Genomic DNA, 26,415 nt, shown 5'->3' with positions numbered 1-26,415 from the left:
AAACAGCCAGATAGCTTGTTTACTTTATAATCACCCCATTTACCACTGTGCAAAAAACACACATTACTGTAATGACAAAAAATACCGATATAAAAAGGAAACTATTGAAAACAGCCCGTATGTGCATAAATATTTCGTTTCATGACTTTTTATAAATAAAACAGACAACATGTGAATTGTAGTAACAAATGGCTGACATTTATTAGTAGAGGTACATGGGTTTTAAATATTTGGTGTATTTCTATCGATAAAAAACAGCGACTGATGATCGCTGCTTTTTGATAACGCGTGAGCTTTATTTAATTTCGTTAATAATCAATCACTTGAATTTTCACAGGCTTATCTGCACTGCTAATATCGACAGTAAATTGATCTTCATCGACAACTTTAGCATTTTTTGCCCCTTCCCCAATCACGTCAACACCTTCAATCTTGGTATATAGCTTGGTGTAATCGTAATGCATCGTTACAGTTGCGGTAACAGGTTTAGACGCCGTTAATTCAAAAGTACAAATACCGGTAGGACAAAATACATCAATATCTTCTGCGGATGTCACCGCGATAGAATCTACATTCTTAATTGGCGTACCGGTGATTTTTGCTTCCCCACAGCCTGTTAGTAATAATGCCGTTGTAACTGCAACAAGGCCAAGTTGGATTTTCTTCACACTGATATCCTCATGTATTCCACTTAACAATGATATTTGTTTACTATAACAAAGAAAGTTTTACGTAGACTATATCAAACATAACAAGTTCAATGAATTAGCATTGCCGAGACAGATCTAATAACTATCAACTAAGAGTAGAGAACAAGTCTGCCATGATTTGTTTTCTTTATTTGAACAAATGACACCGATTTTTTTCACTTCTGTCTATTGGCTAAACGAATGCGTAATTTATTGCTTATTGGTAAGAAATAAAGGTTAATTTTCAATTAACCTTATAGGCATACTATAGATATAATCACCTACAATGTGTGAATAAACTTTCCTTTGTTCACGTTATAGGCGCACCTATTTTTATTCCCACCCTATGGTGTCCCCCAGGTTTCTAGGAGAAATAAATGAGTATCATTATTTTGGTCTGTTTGATCATTATTAATGGATTATTTGCTATGTCTGAGATAGCACTGGTCACAGCAAAGAAAAACCGGTTACAACGATTAGCAGGTGAAGGGAATATCTCTGCTCAAAAAGCAATAGAGCTAGGTGAATCACCGACTCAGTTTCTATCAACAATGCAAATCGGTATCACTGTTATTGGTATTATGAACGGTGTTATTGGCGAAGCTGCCTTAGCTGGCCCTATTTCACATTGGTTAATTGAGTTAGGCTTTCCTTCAAAATCTGTTGGCTTTACTGCTTCAGCAATTGCGGTCATTGTTTTAACGTATGTATCGATTGTTATTGGTGAATTAGTCCCTAAACGATTAGGTCAAGTAAACGCTGTTTCTATTGCGATATTTTTCGCTCGCCCAATTGCAGTTATCGCTTTTATTTCTCGTCCATTTGTATGGCTATTAGCAAATTCTACCGATTTACTGTTGAGTTTACTGGGCAAAGGAAAAGACGACAGTTCAGCACTAACAGAAGATGATATCCGTGCAGTAATCGCGGAAGGCACTCAATCTGGTGTGATTCACCAGCATGAACATAACATGATGCGTAATGTATTTAATTTCGATGACCGAAAAGTATCTTCAATGATGACGCCACGAAATGAAATTGCGTATCTTGATTTAAATTATTCGCCTGAGAGCTATTTACAAAAATTACTCTCAAGCACGCATGCTTGCCTTCCTGTTGGAAATAACGGCTTCAGCGATTTAAAGGGCACATTAAATGCCAAGCAGTTATTACAATTTATCAATGATAATACGGCTGAAAATCCACTATCAATTTTAGATTACTTAACCCCTCCCGTTTTCATTCCAGAAAACTGGACAGGTACATCGCTACTAGAAATGTTCCAAGGATCAGGTATAGATTTTGCCTTCGTGGTTGATGAATATGGTGATATTCAAGGTATCGTGACTTCTCAAGATATTTTAGAGGCATTAGCCGGTAAATTTACCCCTGATAACCCAAAAGATGTTTGGTCAAAGCAAAACCCAGACGGCAGTTGGAATTTAGATGGCATGATGCCAATCACTGTATTTAAAGATTTATTAGATATTAATAAATTGCCAGACGAAGAAGACGGTGGCTATCACACACTGAGCGGAATGTTAGTGTGGCTATTAGATGATTTACCTAAATTGGATGACTGTATTCGCTGGCAAGGTTGGCAATTCCGCATTCTAACATTAGAAAATAACCGTATAGATAGGATATTAGCCCAACGCTACGAATAACCCTTACCGCTATAAGAACGAATACATTACTAAGTAAAGTTAATACTATTTTCGTAAAAAGCCGCATCAAATGCGGCTTTTTTAATAAGAGCTATAAAACATAACTGTTTTGTATAAGTAGTCTCATTAATTGTGATTTTTTAAGCTTGACCTTTGATTGCTGCTTATCAAGCAACTGATCATAAGTTTCACGCTGCTTTTGATGAAAAACACCAACAGGTACAGGGTATTGAGGATAGCTTAAGTTCGCCAACATATAAGCAAGTGATGTGTTACTTGTATTAACTTCATGAACCAATACAGATTTGTCTGAACTATGCGTAATTTCGGGTGTTAGACCTGATAACTTAAGTGCCATGTCTGTTCCATACAACATTGGCTGTTTGTCTTCTAAATATAATAAGTTTTCTTTACGCTGTTTTGGGCCATTATATGGTTCGTGCACTTTATCATTGAAAATAACGCAATTTTGGAGAATTTCGATAACAGCACATCCTTTATGGTTGGCTGCTGCTTCAAAAATTGCAGCCATGTGCTTGGGATCATTATCAGAAGTTCTCGCAATAAAACTGGCATTAGCTGCCGCAGCTATCGTTAAAGGACGCAGTGGATAATCAATACTTCCTTCTGGCGTCGATTTACTCACACAACCTTGTGAACTGGTTGGTGAATATTGTCCTTTTGTTAATCCATATATTTCGTTATTAAACAATAAAATCTTTATGTCTTGATTACGGCGTATTGCATGAATAAAGTGGTTACCTCCAATACTCAATGCATCACCGTCACCGGTAACAACCCATACATCGAGTTCAGGATTAACGCTTTTAATGCCAGTTGCTATTGTTGGTGCCCTTCCGTGAATAGTATGGAAGCCATATGTATCCATATAATATGGAAATCGAGAAGAGCATCCAATACCAGAAACAAATACCGTATTGTGTTTCGTTTTTCCCATTTTAGCTAAGACTGACTGCATGGTTTTTAATACATTAAAATCGCCACAGCCTTGGCACCACTTTACTTCTTGATCTGAAATATAATCTTTACGATTCAACACGCTTAACTCCAGTTTCGATCTCTTTTAACGTCTTTTTAATTGCTGTGGTTAACTCCTCAACTTTGAAGGGTGTTCCATCAGTTTTAGCGAAACCTTCAATAGGTATTGGAACTTGTGATTGAACGTATTGTTTTAGTTGTCCGTTATTTAACTCGACAACTAAAATATGGCTAAAATTGTTCAATAATTCAGAGAAATTACTAGGTAGCGGATTAATGTATTGTAAGTGAGTGTGTGCAATAGAGTAGCCATGTTCTCGAAGCTCATTCACCGCTGTTTTGACTGATCCTAGTGTCCCTCCCCAAGAAATAACCAATAACTCGTCTAATTCAGAACCCAATAAAGGTTGGTTTGGAATAAAGCGGGAAATATTGCTAATTTTTAATGCTCTTTCATTACTCATTTTCTGGTGGTTATTTGGCTCGTAACACACTTCCCCCGTAATACTTTTCTTTTCTAACCCACCAATTCTGTGTTGCTTACCTTCAGTACCCGGTACAACCCATTCTCGAGCCAAAGTGTCATGATCGCGTAAATATGGATAATAAGACCCTGCGACACTCATTTCTGGTTTATCCCAACAAGGAATCTCTTCCTCTGATGGTACTTTCCATGGCTCAGTACCGTTAGCAATATAGCCGTCGGTAAGGAGAACGACTGGAGTCATAAAAGTAGTTGCTAATCGACAAACCTCAATGGCCATCCCATAACAATCACCCGGTGAAGATGCTGCTATTACAGGAAGAGGCGAATCACCATTACGCCCATACAGTGCGAAGAGGAGATCGGATTGCTCTGTCTTGGTCGGAAGTCCCGTTGATGGTCCTCCCCTTTGAACATCAACAACAACCAGAGGTAGCTCTGCCATAACGGCCAAATTGATCATTTCAGATTTTAGGCATAGTCCCGGACCTGATGTCGTGGTAACACCTAAAGCTCCAGTATAAGATGCACCTAATGCTGCCCCTGCAGCTGCAATTTCATCTTCAGCCTGAAAAGTGGTAACACCATATTGATGATATTTCGATAACTGGTGCAAAATATCAGAAGCTGGAGTAATCGGATAAGAACCTAAAAATAAGGGTTTATCAGCAGCATAGGATGCCGTTATTAAGCCCAATGACAATGATTCATTCCCTGACACTGAACGGTATCGTCCAGGTTCAATATTTGCTTTTCCTACCTGCCAACTCTCGCCAAATATTTCTGTCGTATCCGCATAGTTATAACCACTTCTTAATGCTGAAATATTAGCATTTATTATCTGTGGTTGTTCAGAAAATTGATCTTTAATCCAGCTTTCAGCTTCTTCTAGCGTTTGACTAAATATCCATAACGCAATACCTAACATAAAGCAGTTTTTACATCGACGAGCAACTTTTCCAGGAAGTCCTAAACCCTCAAGAGAATGAAGAGTCAGTTGTGTAAAGTCTTCAGCAATTATACGGTAAGCCTTTAATGACCCATCTGCCAGTGGATTAGCATCATAGCCTGCAAGTTTAATTAGCGAATCTCTAAACCCTGCTTTATCGACAATAAGCAGACCACCAACCTTTAAATCAGCAATATTTTTCTTAAGTGCTGCGGCATTCATAGCAATTAAAACACCACACTGATCGCCAGGGGTATAAACATCATGATCAGCGAATTGCAATTGAAAAGACGAAACGCCAGAAACGGTGCCCGCCGGCGCTCGAATCTCAGCGGGATAATCAGGTAGCGTTACAAGCGAATTACCAAACAAACTGACACTACTTGAGAATCTATTTCCAGTAAATTGTATGCCATCGCCAGAGTCACCTGCAAAGCGAATCACTTCTGAATCTAATGACTGCTTTGATGAAGGACTATTAAAGTTCATTATATTATTGACCTCAGTTAAATTTATCTGGCTCTTTTATAATAAGGGGGAATATATTTAAGCCATTTCTAAATTATTTAGCCTAGGATTTCTGATATAGGGTAACCATTATTCTAGTCACCTCACTGTTCATCATACAATCAAAGCGAGAACTGAGTCATGTAAAGATAATATAAATAAAAAAACTAATGAATTACAAAATATAAGCATAAGTAACTGATTTAATTAATAATAATAAAAACCAGATATATTAAGAAAATATTAATATATAAACTATTTTATAAGATAATTTGAAAGTGTTATTTTTGTTTAAATTAAAGGCAGTATTTTACCCTGTTTTTAAATGCAGAACTTAATACATTAATAGAGCTGATATTTACGTTATTTAGGTATGTAACATAAATAAAAATAATTACTCTTTTCTACTAGTCATAAGCTATGACTACTTTTTGTAATGTTGATCTAAATGCCTTGATCATAAAAATCAGATAAAACACTTCAAAAGCAATACCATATAATAATAAGCCGTAGGTATCATGTTTCAAAGAATCAGGAAAAACAAAATACATAAGACCAAAAAATACAAACGTAAATGGAATTAAATAAAAGATTACAACTCGCCACCCTACAACCCAGCTTAACGAAAAGTATTTGAAAAAAAGTTCTTTCCGTTATTTCCGCCATTTGCGATAAATAAAATAATAAAGTTAATTATAATAATGACGTTATCAGCGAGTGATTCTAACGAATCTGTTTCTGGTAAGTAATACGAATACAGCATCATCAAAATAGTCGGAATCAAAACATACAGCGCAGATTCCCGCTCAGTGACATTATTGTGTTTTAAATCAATTAACAAGGCTTTCAAATTGAAAAAATACATATCCCCCTCCCTTATTGTCAATAAGCCTATCCTATGAAGGTGGAGATAGTGATTGTAATAATTGATTAATTAGAGTGAGTTATCAAATTAGGACGTTTTGATAATAGTCATTACAATCGAACGTGACCGTACCAACAATTACTGGTTAATATAACGAAAAGTCAGGTTTATACGTGGCTCATTTACACGTTTAGTTTTAGGTAGTGCATGTTGCCAATGCTGCTGGGTCTCTCCCGCCATTATTAACAAAGATCCCGGTGTTAATTGGAAGGCTATTTTCTCTTTGGTTATTTTATGCTTAAACACAAACTGTCGTGTTGCACCAAAACTTAAAGAAGCAATAACAGGTTGATGACCTAATTCACGCTCATTGTCTTGATGCCACCCCATGTAATCTTCACCATCACGATATAAATTACCAAGCACAGAGTTAAACCTTGTTTGCGCTTGCTGTTCACACTGTGTTTTTAAATCTAATATTGCCGATGTCCAAGGCTGTGGATGCATAGTAAGCCCTGAATAAGTATAAACAGCATCACCGAGCCATGTTTGTAACCTAGGCTGAAGCACTGACTTACCAAATAGTGTTATGTGTTCTTGTTGCCAATTCAATTCGCTTTTCAGTTGCTGAAAATACTGTTCAGACTGCTGTAAATTCAAAAACTGTGGATGCCAATAAAGTAATCCATTGTTGATTTTTATCCACTCACCTTGATCAGCAAACAAATCCATCGCGGTTTCCTAAGTTCATTTAACAACAAACTATACGTTTTTAATGTACAAAAAAGCCACAGTCAACACTATGGCTTTTTAGACGTTAATAGCAACTAAATTACCGTGAAAACACCTCGATAAGACACACAGGTGCACCGACCTTACAACTATAACCTGTTGCTTTAATATCGCCCGTTTCAACATTACGGTGATAGCTACCAATATCGTTAGAATGTTGATTCGCCACCAGCAACCATTCCCCATTTTGGGAAATCACAAAGTCACGAGGGAATGCGCCGCCGCAATCAACAGCGACTAATTGAGTGACATTTTCACCGTCTACATTAAAGCAACTAATCTTGTTTTGCGCACGACAAGAAACATATAAAAAGCGTTCATCTGGTGATAAGTAAATAGCAGATGCCGCTTGTTTATTTTCTTCATCAACAAGCAATGCTTGTTGTGATGCTTGCTCCCAGCAACCATTTTTTTTTGTGATCACCACAAGCGTTTCAGACAGTTCACACACAACATAGCCGATTGATTCATCGAGACTAAAAACAAGATGTCGAGGGCCTGAACCCGCTGGCATGTTCAGCGTTTGATTTAAGGAAAACGTTAACGTGTTTACGTCATAATCGTAGAAATAAATACAATCACTGCCTAAATCAACAACGGCTAACTGATTGGTATGTTTAAGAAATGTAACTTGATGTGCATGAGGAGCTTCTTGACGATCAACATTTGGTCCACAGCCATCAACAAATAAGTCTGCGATACACTCCGTCGGTTGACCTTCTCCATTTAAAACATAAACACTGACATTGCCTGAACCATAAATCGCCACCGCCAAAAGCTTATCTTTTACATCAATATGACAAGGATAATCTCCAGCTATAGCTAAAGAACAACATATTTGATTATCAGAAAAATGAAGCTCTGCACCACTGTGTCGATCAATTTCATTAAAGGTATATAACCCGCTTTGATTCGAAGCAAGATATGATGGATTATGCTGATGTTGCAACGTATCAGGCACTATCTCATTGTTTAACGTTAATGCGCCAGATTGAGGATCAAGGGAAATGCCTACAACACCATGACTATCACTCGGTGCATCGGTATAAGTGCCTACATAAAAATGTAAGGGGGATTGTTTTGTCATTGAAACCTTCATAAATAAATACGTTATCAATCATTAAAATGCCGCCTGAATAAACAGACGGCAACGACTTCGTTTAATGATTTTCTAAAGTGTGAAGTAACTGCTTAGTTGGCGAGACGATAGCAACGATGGTTTCGTCAAATATGACGGCATTTTTATCAATAATTTGATGAAAAGCAGTAATCTCTTGCTCTGATAACTGACTTCCTTGTTTTATTTTATCAATCAGGTTCATACCGAGATCTGCAACCGCTATAACAGCATCAGTCATAGGAATAGTATTTACAGAAGCAATATTGTTAGCAAAGATCAGTTTTGCTTGCTGCGCGGATAACTTAACTGTTAAGTAATGCATATTTAGCGCAGCAAGGGCTGACATATCTCCCTTATTAATACGTGAAACCAGATCGTTCATCTCATACACAGCCAAACTTTCAACAGGCAATGCATCAGCAAAGCGATTTAAACGTTCATACTGGTTATATAAATCGCCTTTCGTTGGTGTCGAATTCCACTTTTCCCAATGACGTGCATAATACTGGGCTGGCTCAACGTACTTGGCTAAGGTTTGTAACGGGCTTGAATCAGCACCGTTAGCAAGACGTTTTAGCATTATGTTTGCATCTGCATGATGGCGTAACCCAACAGATACCTCTGACCACGTATCTATTGCTTTCATCCGCTGATACATGCTGCGCTCATCGGTTAACGTTTGGCTTGACCACAAACGCTCTGCAACGGCGTAACTTCGCGGCCATAAACGCTGTTCAATCGTCATAGAATCGAGGTTTTCGCCCCATATTGTGATTTCACCGCCTAAAATCAATGCTTGTTCTTTTTCAGTTAATTTTGCAGGATAGCCCCCATTAGGTTCTGGGATAAGACTTCCTTTAATATCACTACTTGCAACAAGTTGCCCTGTTGCCGGCCAGCGCACATTACCGATTAACTGATAACTGCTGTCTGCAAGTTTGTCATTGGCAAAATCGTAATTAAATTCGGTATATGACATGAAATTATCGAAATGCCCTCGGAATTTCACGCCTGGCACATACTCAAGAATGTGTACCTCTTCACGAGATTTACCGTTGTAGTCTGTAAACGCACGATAACTACCGTCAACAGCGGTAATAATAGTTAAGTTACCTTTACGAGGACCGCCTTTACCTCTAGGCTTCACCCATTCATAAGTTTCGAATACCTCGCCTTGGTGGAGTTTGTCATCCACAGTGATCCCTTTGGGCATAGGGTCGTTTCGATAGTGATAGCTTGTCGGTTGTGGCTGATCAAGGTAATAACCTGTAGAAAGAATACCTTGATACCCTTTTTTTGCGGCACGACCAATACTGTCATGACCTTGCCAGCTTTGGATCACTATCGATTTGGGTAAGTCTTTATGCCAGATTTCATCCCATCCAGTCATTTTCTTACCGCGCTTAGCCAACATCTGCTCTACTTTAGTATTAAGATAAGACTGTAAACCGCGTTCACCATCAATATGATTATCTTTAATAAATTGCTGAATTTTCGGGTTATCACGCCACTGCTGATAATTAGGCTCATCCCCACCAATATGGAAATACTCATCAGGAAATAGTGAGACAACTTCATCAAACACACTCGCCAGCATTTCATAAAGTTCTGGATTAGTTGGATCCATTAAGGGTTCAAATACCCCCCATCCACGTTGCTGAAGATATTGTTGTTTTCCTATACCAGACATTAATTCAGGATAAGCATGAGCCACCGCAGATGCATGACCCGGTAATGAGATCTCAGGAATAACACGAATACCTAAATTACGCGCATAATCAACAACCTTACGAATCTGATCCTTGGTATAAAAATCACCATCAGTAGTGTCACGCCAAAGTTTTTGGTATTTATCAAGTTGGATCCGTATGCCCTGATCGTCCCATAGATGCCAGTGAAAAACATTGAGTTTGGCTGATGCCATTGCATCTAATTGACGAAGGATCACATCAAGCTCAATGAAATGTCTTGAAGTATCATAAGATACCCCACGCCAAGGAAAACGTGGCTTGTCTTGAATAGAAACAGCGGGAACGAAATAACCAGTAGCGTCAGTAGAAACCATTTGAAGCAGGGTTTCTAGGCCATGAAATGCACCATAAGGGCGCTCTGCATTAATTATTATTTTACCGTTACCAATATCAAGCGTGTAAGACTCGTCACTATCAATATTCTGAACATCAGATTTGGGGCGATTATGAATATTAATCACTAATGTCGCGTCTTGTTCAGATTGTGCTTGCCAATTCAACATGGGCAATCCTGTCTGACGATAAAGTCGCTCCATGGTTCTTTTAGCATTGAATTGAACACGGGGCGAATTATAACCTTTGATATAAATCGAAAAAGATTTATCCAAAGTGACTTTGCCTTGTTTAATCGCCACATCCTGTGGATAAGGCATTAAATTTAAATCGCTATTTGGCGTCATTGCTATCGCTGCCGTTGGAAGAGTGAATATACTAGAAATAAGTAATGCTAATGTCCCTTTATACATGCGTCAGAACCTACTATTTATTTTATTGAACAACTGAAACCGTATTGCATTTTAATGCAACCAATCCGAATTACTGTTTTCACCAATATCAACCAGCGTCTGAAAATTCAGCCACTGACTCAATCACTTCTCGTATTCAAAAGAATAACGTTACTCACTTTTTGAGGGTAAGGTTAAATTTTTCATTGCATTTTCGGGGATAATCGCACCTGAATGTTGGATCACAATCGCCGCTAAAGTATGCCCTAACGTTGCTGAATCTTGATAACTTTGCCCTGTAACTCGCCCAGCTAAATAACCCGCAGCAAAAGAATCACCTGCTGCACAGGTATCAATCACATTACTAACTTGCTCTGCCGCAACATAAGTGTGGTAAACATACTGATCTTGCCGCCAAATAAGCTGGCAAGGTTCACAACCTCGTTTGATCACTATTTCATTGCAGCCCATACGTAGACAACGAGCAGCAACGCTTTCATCATCCCCCCACACCAATACATCATCGTCTTGTGTGATTAACGCGATATCAACAAGCGGTAAGATTTGGCTATACCAATATTTCGCTTCTTGGTTCGACCATAATTTAGGACGATAGTTATTATCGAAGATGATCTTTCCACCTGCTAGCGAGAAAGCTTCAAGCAGGTGTTTAAGTCGCAGGCGGCTTGCTTGGTCTAAAATGGCAAGACTAATACCACTCAGGTAAAAGTAATCGTATTGCTTATCTCGTAATGCAATTTCTAATTTATTCAGCGATGAGGTTGAAAAATAGTTTTTTGCTGGCGAGTTATCTCGCCAATAGAGAAAGCTACGCTCACCAACTTTATCCGTTTGTACCATGTATAAACCGGGTAATTGCTTAGCAAAGGTTTCAACCAAATTAGTGTGGATACCTTCTTGATGCCATGATTCCAGCAGTTCTTGAGATAATGTGTCGACACCTAATCCTGTCGCATAAGAAACATGTACTGCGTGTTGGCGAGTTAATCGTGAAAGATAAAGCGCAGTATTTAATGTATCGCCACCAAAGCTTTTGCGAATAGGATCGCCGCTTAGTTCAATCATACATTCACCAAAAAATGCGATCTTGGTTTCAGCGGAGTTAAACATCAATTGAAAGCTCGATATGTAAATATATAAATAAAAAAAGAGTGCCTAAATAATCGAAGAGATGGCATTTAGGCACTCCAAATAAACATTAAATCCTTAGTTAACGGCGATCTTCTCGGTAACAAGTCACGTCTACTTCGACTTTTACATCAACGACCAAATCGCACACCATGCAAATACGTGCTGGTGGATGTTCGCCAAAGAATTCACGAAACACCTTATTGAAAGATTGGAAATAGCGAGCATCAGTAAGCACAACTTTTACATGCATTACATCGGCAAGGGTATAGCCTGCTTCTTCCATGATATCTATACAATTTTGTATCGCTAAACGCGACTGGTCAACGATTCCACCCTCGACTACCTCACCATCAATCATCGGTGTTTGACCAGAGACATAAAGGAACCCTCCAGCCTCGGTTGCGCGAGCAAATGGCAAATGTTGACCTCCTGTGCCTACCCCACCTTCTACACCATAACGTTTGATTGACATACTACTCTCCACCGGTAATTAGTTATTATTTAAAATATATTTTTTTAATTATTTTGATGGGTGTTATTTCTAAATAAAAATACACCTTTTCTTTTGCCACTGACGTTGCCATTTGAATATGTTAATTGTCCATTTACAAATACGTTTTCTATACCCTTAGCAATAGATATTGGATTTTGGAATGTGGCGGTGTCTTTTATGGTATCAGGATCAAATAAAACTAAATCGGCAAACGCTCCTATTTTTATTTCACCGCGATCTTTTAATTTATATCGATTCGCCGACATTCCCGTCATTTTATGGACGGCTTCTTCCAATGAAAATAGCTGCTCTTCACGGCAGTATTGACCTAATACTCGTGGGAACGCTCCCCATAAACGAGGATGCGGACTAGGATCATTCGGTAATCCATCAGACCCCACCATGGTCAATTTATTAACGTGCTTAGCATCATAACCATCTAATTGACCAATCGCTTGAATACGACCCTGGCAAATGGCGACATCGGCAATAAACGATGCCGCGCCAGTACCATCAACAATGACTGCTTTTTTAATAATGGTATCGCACAGCATTCCAAACACGCTCTAAGTTTTCAAGATGCAGTCATAGTAAAGAAATGCGAATTTTAATCAGTGATAAAACACACAAAAAGGCAATGAAAGTTTGATAGTTTCTAACACATAACTCACGCACCACAAATTTAAACTTTAATTATTAGTCATTTAACTAATGTTAGAAAAAGTACAACATAGATAAAAAAGCTTCATATATGATACAAACTATCATTACGACTGTTTTACAACACCAAATTTTGGTGATAAATCGCAACCGATTTCGACTGAGTCAAATCAGTATTACAGCTTTATTAATGAAGAAATGCGTTACCTGCTGATCAAAGCTTCTTTACTGGATAATAACCTCCAGTGGATGCAACGATTTGCTAATCAACATAACGTGAAATTGGCACCACATGGTAAAACGACCATAACACCAGCCTTCTTCCACCAACAACTTGAACATGGCGCCTGGGGAATCACGATTGCAAGTCCTGCTCAAGCCCAAGTAGCAGTACTTAGTGGCGCAAAAAATATCATTATGGCGAATCAATTAGTCGGTCTTACAAACATGATGATCATCTCACAATTAATCAAACATTATGATGTGAATTTTTATTGTTGTGTCGACTCAAAACGCAATATTGAAGCCTTGGAAGACTTCTTTGCCAGCCATAAGCAAAAACTGAATATACTCATCGAAATGGGTGTTGATGGTGGTCGCTGTGGTTGTCGTACAGAGCAAGAAATGATGACGTTAGCTCAACATATTCACCAAAGCTCCCACTTAAACTTGAAAGGTATTGAAGTCTACGAAGGGTTATTCATGGCGATAACGCAGAGCAAAAAGTTAGAGACTTTCTCAATCGTGCTATTGCAATCACCATCCAATTACAACAAGAACAGCTCATTCAAGAAATACCATTGGTTACAGGGGCTGGCTCTGCTTGGTATGACATTGTTGCTGAATGTTTTAATAAGCAGCAAGAGTTAGAAGCTATTATTCGTCCCGGTTGTTATGCTATCCATGACACGGGGATTTATCTTGATGCGCAAAATCAAGGAATAGCATGTGATTTAGGTGGTGATTTAGCATCAGCACTAGAGCTTTGGGCGTATGTAGTTTCTCGACCAGAGCCCAATAAAGTGATTGTCGGCTTTGGCAAACGTGATGCTGCTTTTGATGCAGGATTACCTATTCTTGAAAGAGCTTATCGTAATGGTAAACCTGTTGCTTTTGATCAGATAAAAACAACGGCAGTGATGGATCAACATGCTTTTCTCTCTGTTTCAAGTGATTGCGACCTACAAGTAGGTGATGTCCTTGTCTTTTCAACTTATCACCCTTGTCTAACCTTTGATAAATGGCGTTCTGTCGCAGTATCTGATGATAACGATCGCGTTACTCACTGGGTAAAAACGTGGTTTTAAACGCTCTAATTAACAAAAGGAACACAATATGAGTGTAGATGTCGATATTATTTCTCAAATCACAGAGCGTTATAATGCCCTTCGTGATGCAGAAAAGAAAGTCGCACAATGGATCATGGATGACATTCAAAGCGCAGCCAATGCCAGTATTAGTGAATTAGCACAAGGCGCTGACGTTAGTGAAGCTTCTATTACTCGTTTTGCTAAAGCGATTGGATGTAAGAACGTGCGTGACATGAAAATTAAACTCGTACAAAGTTTATCTGTCGGTCACCGATTTATTCTAGATCCACCAGATCAAAGTGGTTATCAAGGTATTTATGAATCAATCAAGCAGTCATTAGATGTTAACCGCAGTTTAATTATCGAAAAAGATATCGATACCGCTGCAGACTGGTTACATAACGCTCGGCAGATCATCGCTATTGGAATGGGCGGCGGTTCAACGGTTGCCGCGCTCGAAATGCAGCACCGTTTATTTAGATTAGGCTACCCTGTTGTGGCTTATAACGATGGGCTTTATCACGAATGATAGCTGCAACAGCCGATAACAATGATGTTTTGGTAATGATTTCATCAACGGGTTACACGCCAATGTTAGTAGAAAGCGCGCAGTTAGCCAAAGAGTATGGCTTACAAATTATTGCTATTACCCCGAATAATACCCCACTCGCGGGACTGGCCAGTTTAGTTTTACCAATCAAACATCAAGAAACAGACTTTATTTATAAACCATCAGCATCACGCTATGCCATGCTGGCACTGGTTGATGTCATTTCAATGGCCATTGCGGTTAAAAACAAACGACGTTCAAGAGATAAACTGCGACGGTTAAAAATAGCCCTTGATGCCCATCGAGGTGGCTTAGAGCGACAGCCGCTTGGAGATTAATGAAAATATCCATGAGACTGTTTAAAGCAAATACTGGGTTAACAATCTTTATCTTCAATACCGACAACAGGTGGTTCCCCATCGTAATAATTTACAAAGTAAACGCCACACTGATCGTTATAACTAAAGCCACGAGGAAATATTTTACCGACTTTAGGTGTGGTATTGCCTGCTGGTAATGAGGAAATTTGACCACTAGGTACTGTACGTTGATTACCCAAACCACACCACTCGGTCTGGCATTGGGTATCTCTGCCACTGGTATACGATACATCATTCAAAGTCAGTAAATAGCGCATACTATATGTCCAATGTCCGGTTGGATAACCCATAACAATTTCGATATCAACATCACCTGCATCTATCACTGATTTATTGGGATCATGCTCAACACCAAGAACAATGGCGCGAGTATGAACAAAATCACTTGCCGTTATCAGTGAAGACTTCACACCTTTTAATAAAGTAATACGAGCATCTCTACTGATATTTAAAAACTTAGGGGCGACGAAAACAGCAATAATTCCAACAATAACGATGATGATAATTAGTTCAATAAGACTAAAACCTCTAATTTTCACTATCGTTATCCTTTATGTGCATCAGTTTATTATGGCGTATTTTTATATCCTATTGACTGAGCAATAAATAGCAAACAAAGTGTTGGAAAAACGTTACCAGTATCAATAGATAAAAAAGCACAACATAAATTACATTGTGCTTTCGTATTCTTGCTTTTAAGCACCAAACTGCTGCAAAATGGCCTGACCAATCTGAGCTATTTCTTTATCACGCTCTGGAATACTCGCTTTAGTGCCTGTTAGGTAAATACTGATCACTAAAGGTTGTTTTTGTTCATTCCATACCACCGCAGTAATACCACGAGAGCCATGACCACCAGCACCTGAGCGATCTGCAATCTCCCACCCTTTAGGTAGAACTGATCGCAATAAACCATTCGAGACTTTATTTGCTTCCATCCAGTCTTTCAATTGTTGTTTTGAAGACTTGTTTAAAGCATTACCTAATACTAGATTGGTAATGGTTTTATTCATCGCATAAGGCGTAGTAGTATCACGTTTATCGCCTGGTGTTGCCTCATTGAGTAATGGTTCAATACGATCTAATCTTGTTACGCTGTCACCACTATTAATTAAGAATGTCGTTACGCCTACTGGGCCACCAATGTGACTTAGTACTAAATTTGCAGCTGAATTATCACTGGTCGTCATGGTGGCAAAACATGCCTCTTTTAATGACACTTCAGTCCCGACTTTATCTTTAAATACTGGCGCATAATCTAAAATTGCATCGGCGGTGATCTGATAGGGTTTATCCATCATGCCATTATTAATTTGGTTATCATGTAGCAACTTTGCACAAGCAAGTGTTTTAAAGGTACTCATTAATGGAAAACGTTGATCACTATGATAGCCATACAACTGCTTTCCTTTACCATCTAATACTGAGACACCAATTCTTGCACCTAATTGCTTTTCAGCATGTTCAATCGCTGAATTAACCGTGATGTTTTCCGCTAGGCTTACGCTAGAAAAGCCCAACAGAAAGGCAGTTAATACTGAACCAATAATGTGTTTTGATACTTTTTTTGATAAATAACGCATGTGCACCTCTGATAATAGCTTTCGCATTTTATCAGTAAAAAAATCTATTAAAAGTAACGTTTTCAATATAAAGTTAATTAAAATTGGATAATCACCTATATTTTCATTTACTATTTTACTTTATACATTATTAGTATTAGTTTGATTTAGTATTTACATAATCTATGTAACCATCCATATTTAAACTACTACATAAATATAATGACTATTGAACCTACTACCTTACTTGCGATTACAGCTATCTTTGTCGGATCTTACGTCCAAACAGCTATCGGCTTTGGTCTAGCGATTGTTTCTGCTCCTATTTTAATTGTTTATGCTCCACAATATGTTCCTGCCCCTATTTGCCTTATTGCATTATTTATCTCGTTACTTAACGCCTTAAAACATCGTAGTAGTATTGAACTTGGTGCTTTAAAAATGGCAATTTTAGGGCGAGTACCTGGCTCTATTGCAGGTGCTGCTTTACTCGTTTACGTTTCGGCTCATGTCCTAACATTGTGGATTGGTTTGCTGGTATTACTTGCAGTAGTTGTGAGTGTCTTGCCTTATAGGATTGAACCTACACCTCGTAGAATGGTTATTGCTGGCTTCTTCTCTGGTTTATTCGGTACAAGCTCCGCTATTGGTGGACCACCAATGGCTATATTGTTACAACATCAAGAAGCCAATCAATTACGTGGTAACCTATCTGCTTTCTTTGTCTTTAGTTCTATTGTTTCTTTAGCAGCGCAAATTCCAGTTGGTTTTCTTTCCTTGGATAAACTTTGGATCACTCTTCCATTAATTCCAAGTGCATGGCTTGGATATTGGTTAGCACTCAAAACTACCCAGTCGCTACCGAAAGAAAAAATTCGATACGCTGCTCTAATTTTATGTTTAATCTGCGGCATTATTGCTATTTATGAAAGTATCCACTAGTAAATGTGTATTCAAAATCACATATCACTAAGATTAGTGCCTACAGCATCAAGAAAACTAAACAAAATGATTGACCATTACCGATACAACTTGATAAACATATGTTGAAAACATTGATTTTGATAAGTTATTTAAGGGGTATAATATGGATATTGTTGTTGCCTTAACGAATGGAAAATTCGGTATTGTTGAAGACTGTATTACGACAGATGATATAGAAGGCAGTTGTATTGATTGCTGGGTTGAAAATGACACAGGCTTTACTTACGAAAAAGCGGTTGTCGCATATTGTTTATAGTCTAATTACTTTATATATAAGCATCTAAATAATGGGTGCTTATTGTTCTCATCATATCAATGCGACTCTATTCAATAATTATTATTTTTATTCATATAAAATTATCCTTATAAGTCCTAAAAATTAAACCTCATTACATTCGTATAATACTCTTTATTTAAAATAATATAATTAAAAGACATTAAAAACTAATACTATTTTTATGTTTTATTTTACATTTATATTGTATTTGATAAATATAGTTTTGTTGAATAGCTTAAATTAATCAGTCAGTTATATTTTTCATTCCCATTTATTTTAGCAACGATAAAAGAAAGCCGACAAGGCATATCAATGCCGCATTATACTCATTTCGATTAACACTCCATAGGATCTATTGTTTTATATTTACGCAGCTTTTCGACTCAACCTAATTGTGCGATTGATGAAGATGAGTAACCATCTTCAACATCAGATCCAATCAATGGTCAATGCCATTTTTCAATATCTGTTAGCACACCAAGGTTCATTTTCTAAAAATATAATAGTAATTCAATTCGCAATTATAGATCAGGTAAATGCATAGTAGCCTACCCACCGCATTAGATCTCATTAATCTATAAACTTACACACGAGCCTTTATTGATGCACATAAATGCCATCGCTTGATGATGTGATGCTCATACAAGAAAACCCTTCGATTGTTCAATGCCGTGATAAATGTGTCACAGAGCCATCTTTTATTCTCATTACTACCATTAACCACGATGATTAATCATCTGGAGACAGCCTAAACAGAAAATTAACCGTTTATTACTGTGCCTAGTTTAACCTAACCACTGTACAAAACACTGTATGAGTTACTGTATAAACACCTGTGATATAGCGCAACATTTTAACTAATGATATTTTTCAGTTTTCATGAAATAAAATAACACAAATAAAATAATTTAAATATACACATTAAAATCAACAGTTTAAATTAAAATTAGTTCGAGCTCCCCCTATGAAAATCTACACAGGAGACAAAAAGATCACACAAAAAACACTTGCATCAAGGGATAAATAAAACTACTGTATAGGCATACAGTATGTATGTATAACCACTAGTTGAGGAAAGCAATAATGAACTACCACTCATCAATTACTGCTTCACAAGTATACAAGTCAACATTTGCAGCAGATTCAACCCAACAACCACTTTCGGCCGCAGTCGGACAACCAATTGAAGTGAGTTATAGTGCAGAGCAGCAAACTCAATTAGCATATTTCTTACGACTATTAAAAAAAGCAAATAGTGAAAGTCGTTGGATCATGTTTATAGGTTATGACGCATTAATCGATAAATCATTATTGAAAAATGCAGGTATCGACATCAACAAAGTCTTGCTGTTGAAAACACCGGCCCATCAAAGTAAACATAATTTAATGATTAAGGCATTAGAAATGGGAAATTGCAGTGCCGTTATTGTTGCAGGTGAAATCAAACAGTTTGATACACCCCTTATAAACTCTGCAGCGACAAACGGAAAAGCGATGGCATTTGTTCTAAATAAAAATACAACAACCCATTTAACCGTGCACTGACTTGGACTAAAATCGTAACAAAATGGTTAAATTAACGTGCTTTTAATATGTTTAACGTTAATAAGTTTAAATAACCCCCCCTGTTCTATCCTAAATAAACATACAAACGATCATTTTATTAAGATAATAGTTTTTAGGTACATAAAAAGCTCATATAATCTTATTAATATGATAATTAAAGATTAGGTTACAAATGGATAATAAGCTTGGATTAGGAGCGCTAACAGCACTCGTGATCAGCTCAATGATTGGTGCCGGCGTATTTAGCCTTCCTCAAAATATGGCACTCGTTGCAAGTCCAGCGGCTGTAATGATTGGATGGATTATCACCGGTATTGGTATGATCTTTCTCGCTCTATCATTTCAATACCTTTCAATTCTAAAACCTGAAATTAATAGCGGTGTATTTGGCTACGCGCAAGCTGGTTTTGGTGACTACATCGGATTTTGTTCCGCATGGGGTTACTGGCTTAGTGCAATGCTAGCAAATGTCTCATATTTGGTGATTGTATTTGGCACATTAGGCATGTTTTTCGATAATCCTAATGATGTCATTTTTGGACTTGGTAATACGTGGCAGTCCGTTGTTGGCGCTTCTATTATTTATGGTTAGTCTACTTTTTAATTTTGCGAGGTGTTAAAACAGCAGCAAAAATTAATATGGTAACAACCATCGCTAAATTAGTTCCGCTCTTCTTATTTATTTTCTTCACCATGCTTGCCTTCAAATGGCACACATTCATTTTTGATTTTACCGGTATTGAATTTGGTTCCAAACATGATCTTCTTGATCAAGTAAAATCCACTATGTTAATCACAGTATGGGTATTTATTGGTGTTGAAGGCGCTGTCGTTGTTTCATCACGAGCTCGAGATCGTAAAGATATCGGTCGAGCAACTATTCTCGGTCTATTAACAGCTCTTATTATCTATATTTTTGTAACGCTTCTTTCTATGGGTGTTATCAGCACATCAGATCTCGCTAAGTTACAAAATCCATCAATGGCTAAAGTATTAGAACATATTTTAGGCCAGTGGGGAGCCGTGCTAATAGGCTGTGGCTTACTTATTTCAGTATGTGGTGCTTTCCTTAGCTGGACGGTGTTAGCAACAGAAGCACCTTTCCTTGCCGCTAATAACAATGTATTCCCTAAAATTTATAAGAAACAAAATGAAGCCGGTACTCCTGTTATCTCATTAAAACTCACTACTATTTGTATTCAGGTATCTTTATTTGCGGTGACTTTTGCAGGTGGAACCTACAATAACATTTTGGTCATTGCTTCTGAAATGATTTTAATCCCCTACTTTTTAGTTGCTGCATATACATTAAAAATAGCAATAAAAACTAAAAATAGAGGCACTTTACTTTGGGTTGGTATCTTTGCAACCGTATACGGTATTTGGCTTCTATACGCATCTGGTTTACACCATTTGCTATTATCTGCAATTTTGTATTTACCAGGTCTATTTTTCTATATCAAAGCAAAACGAGAACAAAATAAACCTATTTTTATAGGTAAAGAAATCTATTTTGTTTTATTCCTTATTACCATTTCAGGATTTGGCATCTACTTACTTGCAACAGGAAAATTATTCATCTAATTTGTAAGTTCAAAAAAAGCCGTGTTGATATGATCAACACGGCTTTTTACATCATCTAATTAACTTATAATTGTCGTTCGTTCCAAGCTATCTCAACGCGATTTCTACCTCGCTCCTTAGCCTTCATTAATGCTTCATCAGCACGCTCAATAAAGTGGCAATAATCTTCATTTTCAAGTTCTGCGACACCTAAACTACAAGTCACTTTCATCCCGTTATCCCATACTGCATTCTCAATACATTCACGTATAGATTCAGCTAATTTAGCGGTTGCACCTAAAGGGGTTGCTGGGCAAAAAATTACAAACTCTTCTCCTCCCCAACGAGCAAAAACATCAGATTTTCGAACGCGCTTATTGATCAAACTTGCAAATCGTCTTAATACTTCATCACCCAATCGGTGACCATACTTATCATTCACTTGTTTAAAGTTGTCAATATCGATAAACATCATTGAGAAGGAAATTTTGTTATCAATAGAGTGTGTTGTAAACTCTGCTAACCAATCATTGATCTCATGTCGATTACGGGTACGTGTTAATGGATCAGTAAATGCGAGCTCTTCAAACACCAAGCTTTTCTCGTATAAAACACGGTTAGCGTCACGTAAACGCTGTGTACGTTCTTCCGTTTCTTTAATCTGTTTTCTTAGATAAATACGATCAATAATAATAAAAGATATTGCTGTTATCACCCATAGTGATAGCAATATTTTTACTAACGCTTGTTCACTAATTCTTTCACCATAAAAAATCAGCTTATTTAATTTAATGGAATAATTTGCTTCTTTTACATAACTGCCTGTCGCAACTTCAATGATTGAAATGTTATCAAACTGTCTACTTGATTTATCAACAGGTACTTCGTAATCCGCTATCCACCATGATAAAACTTGAAAAGAACGAAGAGGAAACTTTATGAGTCCTTTATCCTCTCCGGGCGCATACTCAATTGCATTAAACTTTAAAGAAATAGGGTCTGATAACTTTGCGTAAGCTGGATCAAAATTACGTAAATAAATACGAACTCTTTCTCCATCTAAAGGGCTGTCATAATCAATATCAATTCCAACACTATTATAATCACTAAGATTAATGCCTTTATCAACTGAATCTGTCAGTGATATGGCAATCTCACAAAAAGCCATTGCGCTTTATTAACTATATTACACTCAAGTAATGCACCGCTTCTATCTATCGTCAAAGACGACTCTGTTGCACCATTCTGCCCTGTATCATCAATAAGATTGTATGTACTATTTACAGGTGTCACAACGTACTCTTTATTTGCACCGCCAAATATAAACCACACATAAACAATACAGGTGAAAATAATAAGAAAGAATAAAGTGTAACGGACTGGTTTTGTTAAACCTGCCATGAAAACCTCAGAGACAATTAAAGAAAAAATATGCGTATAAGTTAATATTTAAATTAACAAAGCTTAACGATAATAACAATAAGATAACCGTCAATTTATAAGCACAATTATACCTTTAACGCCCAATGTTAACACTAATAAAACAATAAGTTACCTTTAATTTATCATTATCGCTTAGCCGTATGTTATCGACGATTTCTATGCTTACCTCTATTCTGGTGGATTTTACTTTTCGATTTCGCTCGTCGCTTTTCAGCTGCCGCACCACGATGAACAGATTGTGTTTCTATTAATGCCGGATTAGGCTCATAACCTTCTAACCATTGCTGTGGTAAACGGCTATCTAATAACTCTTCAATTGCTTTTAATGCCCACTCTTCATCAAGACTCATCAAAGTAATCGCATGCCCTGTCATTCCGGCTCGACCTGTACGACCAATACGGTGAACATAATCTTCCGCTTTGAAGGGCATATCAAAGTTAACCACATATTCGAGTTGCTCAATATCCAGACCTCTGGCAGCAACATCAGTCGCGACTAATACGCGAGTCTTACCTGATTTGAAATCATCTAATGCACGTTGGCGCGCACCTTGGCTTTTGTCACCATTGATCGATGATGCTTTAATACCATCTAGACCGAGATCTTTAGCTAATTGATCGGAACCCTGTTTGGTTTTGGTGAATACCAGTACCTGTCGCCAATTACGAGAACCAATTAAATATGCAAGTAATTCAGCTTTACGATGTTTATCAACGGGATAAACTATTTGTTCAACGGTTTCAGCGGCAGTATTTGCTGGCGTTACTTCTACCATTTTAGGGTTGGTAAGAATATCAAATGCTAGTTTTTTAACTTGCTTTGAAAATGTCGCAGAGAAAAATAATGTCTGACGCTCAGCCGGCATTCGCTTCATAATACGTTGAATATCAACAATGAAACCCATGTCTAACATACGATCAGCTTCATCTAATACAAACGTTTCAACTTCAGATAAAGAAACAGAACCATTAAAGACGTGATCAAGTAAACGTCCAGGTGTTGCTACTAGAATTTCAGCGCCTGCATTTAAGGCTTTAACTTGTACATTCATACTCGTACCGCCATAAGCAACCGCCACTTTTATCTCAGTATATTTGGCATACGTTGTAATACTATCAAATACTTGTTGAGCTAATTCTCGTGTTGGAGTCAAAATTAAAGCACGAATTTTATTACGTGATTTCTGATTATTTTCGACCGCTGTAGACACCTGCTCTGCTTGCGATGGTAAAGTCATTAAGCGTTGTAATAGTGGAAGTGTAAATGCTGCTGTTTTACCTGTGCCAGTTTGCGCACCAGCCATTACATCGTCACCTTTCAATGCCAATGGAATTGCCTGTTGCTGCACATCTGTAGGTGTTGAATAACCTAAATCAGTCAATGCTTTTAACAAATTGGGATGAAGGTTTAGGGATTGAAACGACATAATGATTTCCTAACAGTAAAAACACTTATAACTTTCGATACAAATAAGAGCCGTGAGTCTACCATAAAAGGAAATAAGCGATCTTTTATCAATTGAAACAATCTATAAAAATCGTCAACAATGCACATTTAAAGAAAGGATGTTATTGGATATAGAGCCGTTTTTTTAGTCTATAAATTCTCAGTTCTCTTATAATAGAAAAAACAAAATTTATAATCACAATGATATACAGGAAAGATGCTTGTAGTGGAGAAGAGTCGAAGCTCACCATAAGATAGCCTAATACACTGAATGAAATTAAATCTAATATCCACCTCAGTGGCGAACCAAATCGTAAACCGTCGCGTTTCTTATCGTAATACACTGAAAAACTGCCTAAGAGAAAACCAAACTTAATGTCTAAACCATAAGATTTTATCTCATAAGGCTGCGAGATTTTTTTTAATTCCTGCTCAAGCTCTGAAATGTCCATATTCATTTCCTTATTGAAGTATATCCATACTAGCAATTTAAAAATAAGAATTTTAAACAGAGGTAAAATTATGAGGCTCGTTTAACAAAAAAGAGCTCTATAAGAGCCCTTTTTGATTGAATCTAAAAATATTATTTAATATTTAAGAATGCCGCACCACGCACGCCACCCGCATCACCATATTTTGCTTTCACTACTTTTGGCGCAACAGCCACAGACAATAAATATTTAGGTAAACGCTTTGGCAACTCATCGTAAATAACATCAAAATTAGATAAACCACCACCAAGTACAACCACGTGCGGATCTAAACCAGTAAAGATATTAGCTAAACAGATAGCAAGCAACTCTAAGAAACGTTCTACATGCTCAACTGCTTTTTCTTCACCTTCACGATAATGACCAATAATTTCAATTGCTTTTAACTTTTCACCGTAATAGTGCTGGTATAACAATTCAAAACCACGACCCGAAAGATAATTATCAATACAGCCTTTTTGACCACATCCACAACCCAGTAACGGTGCATTTTCACCTAAAAACAACCATGCATCTAACGGTAATCGAGCATGACCTAGTTCACCACCTACATGATTTAGGCCAGAAAACACCTTGCCATCAAATACCATACCGCCGCCAACGCCAGTACCAAGGATTAAACCTAGAACTGATGGCGAATCTTTATGTTCATCATCCCACGCTTCAGATAATGCAAAACAATTCGCATCGTTATCAAGTGCCACTTTACGACCCAGTTTCGCTTCTAAGTCTGCACGTAACGTACGCCCTTTTGATGCAGGGATATTAGACGTTAATACAATCCCATTTCGTGCATCTTCAATACCAGGAATACCGATGCCTACCAAGCCTTCACAACCAAATTTTTCATCGGCTTTTTGAACCAAAGTAACAACTATATCGATTAACTTATTGTAATCATCACCTGGTGTTGCCACACGCTCTGTTGCTACACGCTCAAGCTTTTCATTAAATGCCCCAAATTCAATTTTGGTACCGCCGATATCAAAGCCGTAGTACATCCTATAACCTCACAAATAATGCTCAACAACACCCGACCAGTGTACAAAACTTTCACTACTTTGAAAATTATCCACACTAAGCACCGCTCTATCTGTGACTAATAGCAAATTTAGCCTCATGATCAGGTGTAAAGATCTCGTTTAAAGAAAAAATTTAGCTAAATTACATAATCATCATTGGTTAAATGACAACGCCTCTCATTAACAATAGGTGACAATGTAACGTTTATCTTTAATTTCCGTAATCAAACATAAAACTTTTAAGTTTTTTTAAGGCAGAGTCATCAGGCAATAGTCGATTCATTTTACCTGTGATGTAATTTTCACGAAATACATCAAACCATAGGTCTAAAATTTCAGCGTTTTCATGCTCACCAAATAAATCAACAATTTTAGCAGCAACTTCTGCTGTACCTAATTGGTTATCCTTAGACGCCTCACGCATTTTATAACGTGATGGTTTATCAGGGTTTATCGATAAGACAGGGAAATTATTTAAGTAGGGACTTTTACGAAACATTTTTTTTGCTTCAGCCCAACTTCCATCCAGCATGATAAATAATGGACGTTTGCCGTCTGGCAGCTCAACGTTTTCGGCAACACGTTCAGGCTCTGCATATTCAGCAGGAAAAACCACATAAGGTTGCCATTGTGGATCATTAAGCAGTGCTAACATCTCTGTATTCGGCTCAGTACGAGACCAAATATAAGCGAAGGTATCTTCAAAAACATCAGCAATCAAACGGCCTGTATTGCTTGGTTTTAAGATCTCGTCATCGAACATTACAAGTAGAAACGCAGCATTCGATGTTGCTAATGGTCGATACTCACAAATACAGAGATGAGTTCGCAGCATACATTGACGACAACGCTCAACTTTACAACCGCGAGCTAAAAATGGACGAGTCGAACGCGCTAAACGTTCGTCATATAAAGTATGTACAGCATGTATGCGCATGAAGGATAACCTGAGACAAAATGAACTGCC

General features: G+C 37.5%; 21 protein-coding genes and 4 pseudogenes. 7 read left to right on the top strand and 18 right to left on the bottom strand.

Annotated elements, in window-relative coordinates; genetic code table 11:
- Positions 1-308: 308 nt before the first annotated feature.
- Entirely contained in the window at positions 309-668 is a 360-nt protein-coding gene (locus SKA34_RS10935) for a hypothetical protein (RefSeq protein ID WP_006645600.1), read from the bottom strand.
- A 398-nt stretch (positions 669-1,066) separates the two neighbouring features.
- Here SKA34_RS10935 and SKA34_RS10930 point away from each other — a divergent pair, with 398 nt between their 5' ends.
- Positions 1,067-2,356, top strand: a complete 1,290-nt coding sequence (locus SKA34_RS10930) for a hemolysin family protein (protein ID WP_006645599.1) — start codon at positions 1,067-1,069, stop codon at positions 2,354-2,356.
- Positions 2,357-2,447: 91 nt separating this feature from the next.
- On the opposite strand, the gene SKA34_RS10925 is transcribed toward SKA34_RS10930, so the two are convergent.
- The 9 genes and pseudogenes from SKA34_RS10925 to SKA34_RS10885 form a co-directional block, all read right to left on the bottom strand.
- On the bottom strand, positions 2,448-3,416 hold the full coding sequence (locus SKA34_RS10925) for a 2-oxoacid:ferredoxin oxidoreductase subunit beta (protein WP_006645598.1): 969 nt from the start codon (positions 3,414-3,416) through the stop codon (positions 2,448-2,450).
- Positions 3,403-5,277, bottom strand: a complete 1,875-nt coding sequence (locus SKA34_RS10920) for a 2-oxoacid:acceptor oxidoreductase subunit alpha (RefSeq protein ID WP_006645597.1) — start codon at positions 5,275-5,277, stop codon at positions 3,403-3,405. The genes SKA34_RS10925 and SKA34_RS10920 overlap by 14 nt, the downstream gene beginning before the upstream one ends.
- A 637-nt stretch (positions 5,278-5,914) precedes the next feature.
- Positions 5,915-6,160 (bottom strand): hypothetical protein, encoded by a 246-nt coding sequence (locus tag SKA34_RS23630; RefSeq protein ID WP_006645596.1) that lies wholly within the window; start codon positions 6,158-6,160, stop codon positions 5,915-5,917.
- A gap of 138 nt (positions 6,161-6,298) precedes the next feature.
- Positions 6,299-6,892 carry an alpha-ketoglutarate-dependent dioxygenase AlkB gene (locus SKA34_RS10910; RefSeq protein WP_006645595.1) on the bottom strand — a complete coding sequence of 198 codons (594 nt, stop codon included), beginning with the start codon at positions 6,890-6,892 and terminating at the stop codon, positions 6,299-6,301.
- A 100-nt stretch (positions 6,893-6,992) separates the two neighbouring features.
- Positions 6,993-8,039, bottom strand: coding sequence for a lactonase family protein (locus tag SKA34_RS10905; protein ID WP_006645594.1), 1,047 nt, complete (start codon positions 8,037-8,039; stop codon positions 6,993-6,995).
- 73 nt (positions 8,040-8,112) lie between these two features.
- Positions 8,113-10,569, bottom strand: coding sequence for a family 20 glycosylhydrolase (locus tag SKA34_RS10900; RefSeq protein WP_006645593.1), 2,457 nt, complete (start codon positions 10,567-10,569; stop codon positions 8,113-8,115).
- Positions 10,570-10,719: 150 nt separating this feature from the next.
- A complete protein-coding gene (locus SKA34_RS10895) occupies positions 10,720-11,679 on the bottom strand; it encodes a sugar kinase (RefSeq protein WP_006645592.1) in 960 nt (319 codons plus the stop codon).
- A gap of 100 nt (positions 11,680-11,779) precedes the next feature.
- Positions 11,780-12,172 (bottom strand): RidA family protein, encoded by a 393-nt coding sequence (locus SKA34_RS10890; RefSeq protein ID WP_006645591.1) that lies wholly within the window; start codon positions 12,170-12,172, stop codon positions 11,780-11,782.
- Positions 12,173-12,216: 44 nt separating this feature from the next.
- A pseudogene (locus tag SKA34_RS10885) lies at positions 12,217-12,636 on the bottom strand (amidohydrolase family protein); the annotation flags it as partial.
- Between the two features lie 304 nt (positions 12,637-12,940).
- Between SKA34_RS10885 and SKA34_RS10880 the strand changes: the two are divergent.
- Positions 12,941-14,160, top strand: a pseudogene (locus tag SKA34_RS10880) (amino acid deaminase).
- A gap of 28 nt (positions 14,161-14,188) precedes the next feature.
- A pseudogene (locus tag SKA34_RS10875) lies at positions 14,189-15,051 on the top strand (MurR/RpiR family transcriptional regulator).
- 38 nt (positions 15,052-15,089) lie between these two features.
- Here SKA34_RS10875 and SKA34_RS10870 read toward each other — a convergent pair.
- Positions 15,090-15,632: a prepilin-type N-terminal cleavage/methylation domain-containing protein gene (locus SKA34_RS10870; RefSeq protein ID WP_006645585.1), complete on the bottom strand. Its 543-nt coding sequence runs from the start codon at positions 15,630-15,632 to the stop codon at positions 15,090-15,092.
- Between the two features lie 156 nt (positions 15,633-15,788).
- Positions 15,789-16,676, bottom strand: a complete 888-nt coding sequence (bla, locus tag SKA34_RS10865; RefSeq protein ID WP_006645584.1) for a class A beta-lactamase — start codon at positions 16,674-16,676, stop codon at positions 15,789-15,791.
- Between the two features lie 201 nt (positions 16,677-16,877).
- On the opposite strand from bla, the gene SKA34_RS10860 reads away from it, so the two are divergent.
- From SKA34_RS10860 to SKA34_RS10850, 4 genes and pseudogenes are all read left to right on the top strand, one after another.
- The gene (locus SKA34_RS10860) at positions 16,878-17,597 is read left to right on the top strand and encodes a sulfite exporter TauE/SafE family protein (protein WP_006645583.1); all 720 of its coding nucleotides are present in this window, start codon (positions 16,878-16,880) and stop codon (positions 17,595-17,597) included.
- A gap of 145 nt (positions 17,598-17,742) precedes the next feature.
- Positions 17,743-17,895 (top strand): hypothetical protein, encoded by a 153-nt coding sequence (locus SKA34_RS23350; RefSeq protein WP_006645582.1) that lies wholly within the window; start codon positions 17,743-17,745, stop codon positions 17,893-17,895.
- Between the two features lie 1,104 nt (positions 17,896-18,999).
- Entirely contained in the window at positions 19,000-19,461 is a 462-nt protein-coding gene (locus SKA34_RS10855; RefSeq protein ID WP_006645581.1) for a cell division inhibitor SulA, read from the top strand.
- Positions 19,462-19,654: 193 nt separating this feature from the next.
- A pseudogene (locus tag SKA34_RS10850) lies at positions 19,655-21,066 on the top strand (basic amino acid/polyamine antiporter).
- A 64-nt stretch (positions 21,067-21,130) separates the two neighbouring features.
- Here SKA34_RS10850 and SKA34_RS10845 read toward each other — a convergent pair.
- The 6 genes from SKA34_RS10845 to SKA34_RS10820 all read right to left on the bottom strand — a co-directional run bounded on the left by SKA34_RS10845 (position 21,131) and on the right by SKA34_RS10820 (position 26,385).
- Positions 21,131-22,213 carry a GGDEF domain-containing protein gene (locus tag SKA34_RS10845; protein ID WP_006645578.1) on the bottom strand — a complete coding sequence of 361 codons (1,083 nt, stop codon included), beginning with the start codon at positions 22,211-22,213 and terminating at the stop codon, positions 21,131-21,133.
- Positions 22,183-22,446 (bottom strand): hypothetical protein, encoded by a 264-nt coding sequence (locus tag SKA34_RS23625; protein ID WP_006645577.1) that lies wholly within the window; start codon positions 22,444-22,446, stop codon positions 22,183-22,185. Before SKA34_RS23625 ends, SKA34_RS10845 begins: the two co-directional genes overlap by 31 nt.
- Before the next feature lie 185 nt (positions 22,447-22,631).
- Positions 22,632-23,915 (bottom strand): DEAD/DEAH box helicase, encoded by a 1,284-nt coding sequence (locus SKA34_RS10835; RefSeq protein WP_006645576.1) that lies wholly within the window; start codon positions 23,913-23,915, stop codon positions 22,632-22,634.
- 142 nt (positions 23,916-24,057) lie between these two features.
- Positions 24,058-24,387, bottom strand: coding sequence for a hypothetical protein (locus SKA34_RS10830; RefSeq protein WP_006645575.1), 330 nt, complete (start codon positions 24,385-24,387; stop codon positions 24,058-24,060).
- A gap of 131 nt (positions 24,388-24,518) precedes the next feature.
- Positions 24,519-25,427 carry an N-acetylglucosamine kinase gene (nagK, locus tag SKA34_RS10825; RefSeq protein WP_006645574.1) on the bottom strand — a complete coding sequence of 303 codons (909 nt, stop codon included), beginning with the start codon at positions 25,425-25,427 and terminating at the stop codon, positions 24,519-24,521.
- 232 nt (positions 25,428-25,659) lie between these two features.
- Positions 25,660-26,385 carry a tRNA-uridine aminocarboxypropyltransferase gene (locus tag SKA34_RS10820; RefSeq protein WP_006645573.1) on the bottom strand — a complete coding sequence of 242 codons (726 nt, stop codon included), beginning with the start codon at positions 26,383-26,385 and terminating at the stop codon, positions 25,660-25,662.
- Positions 26,386-26,415 lie beyond the last annotated feature (30 nt).

Origin of the sequence: Photobacterium sp. SKA34, assembly GCF_000153325.1 — a bacterium.
GTDB lineage: Bacteria > Pseudomonadota > Gammaproteobacteria > Enterobacterales > Vibrionaceae > Photobacterium.
The sequence above is the reverse complement of the archived record's forward strand: the minus strand, read 5'-3'. Positions and strand labels throughout refer to the sequence as shown.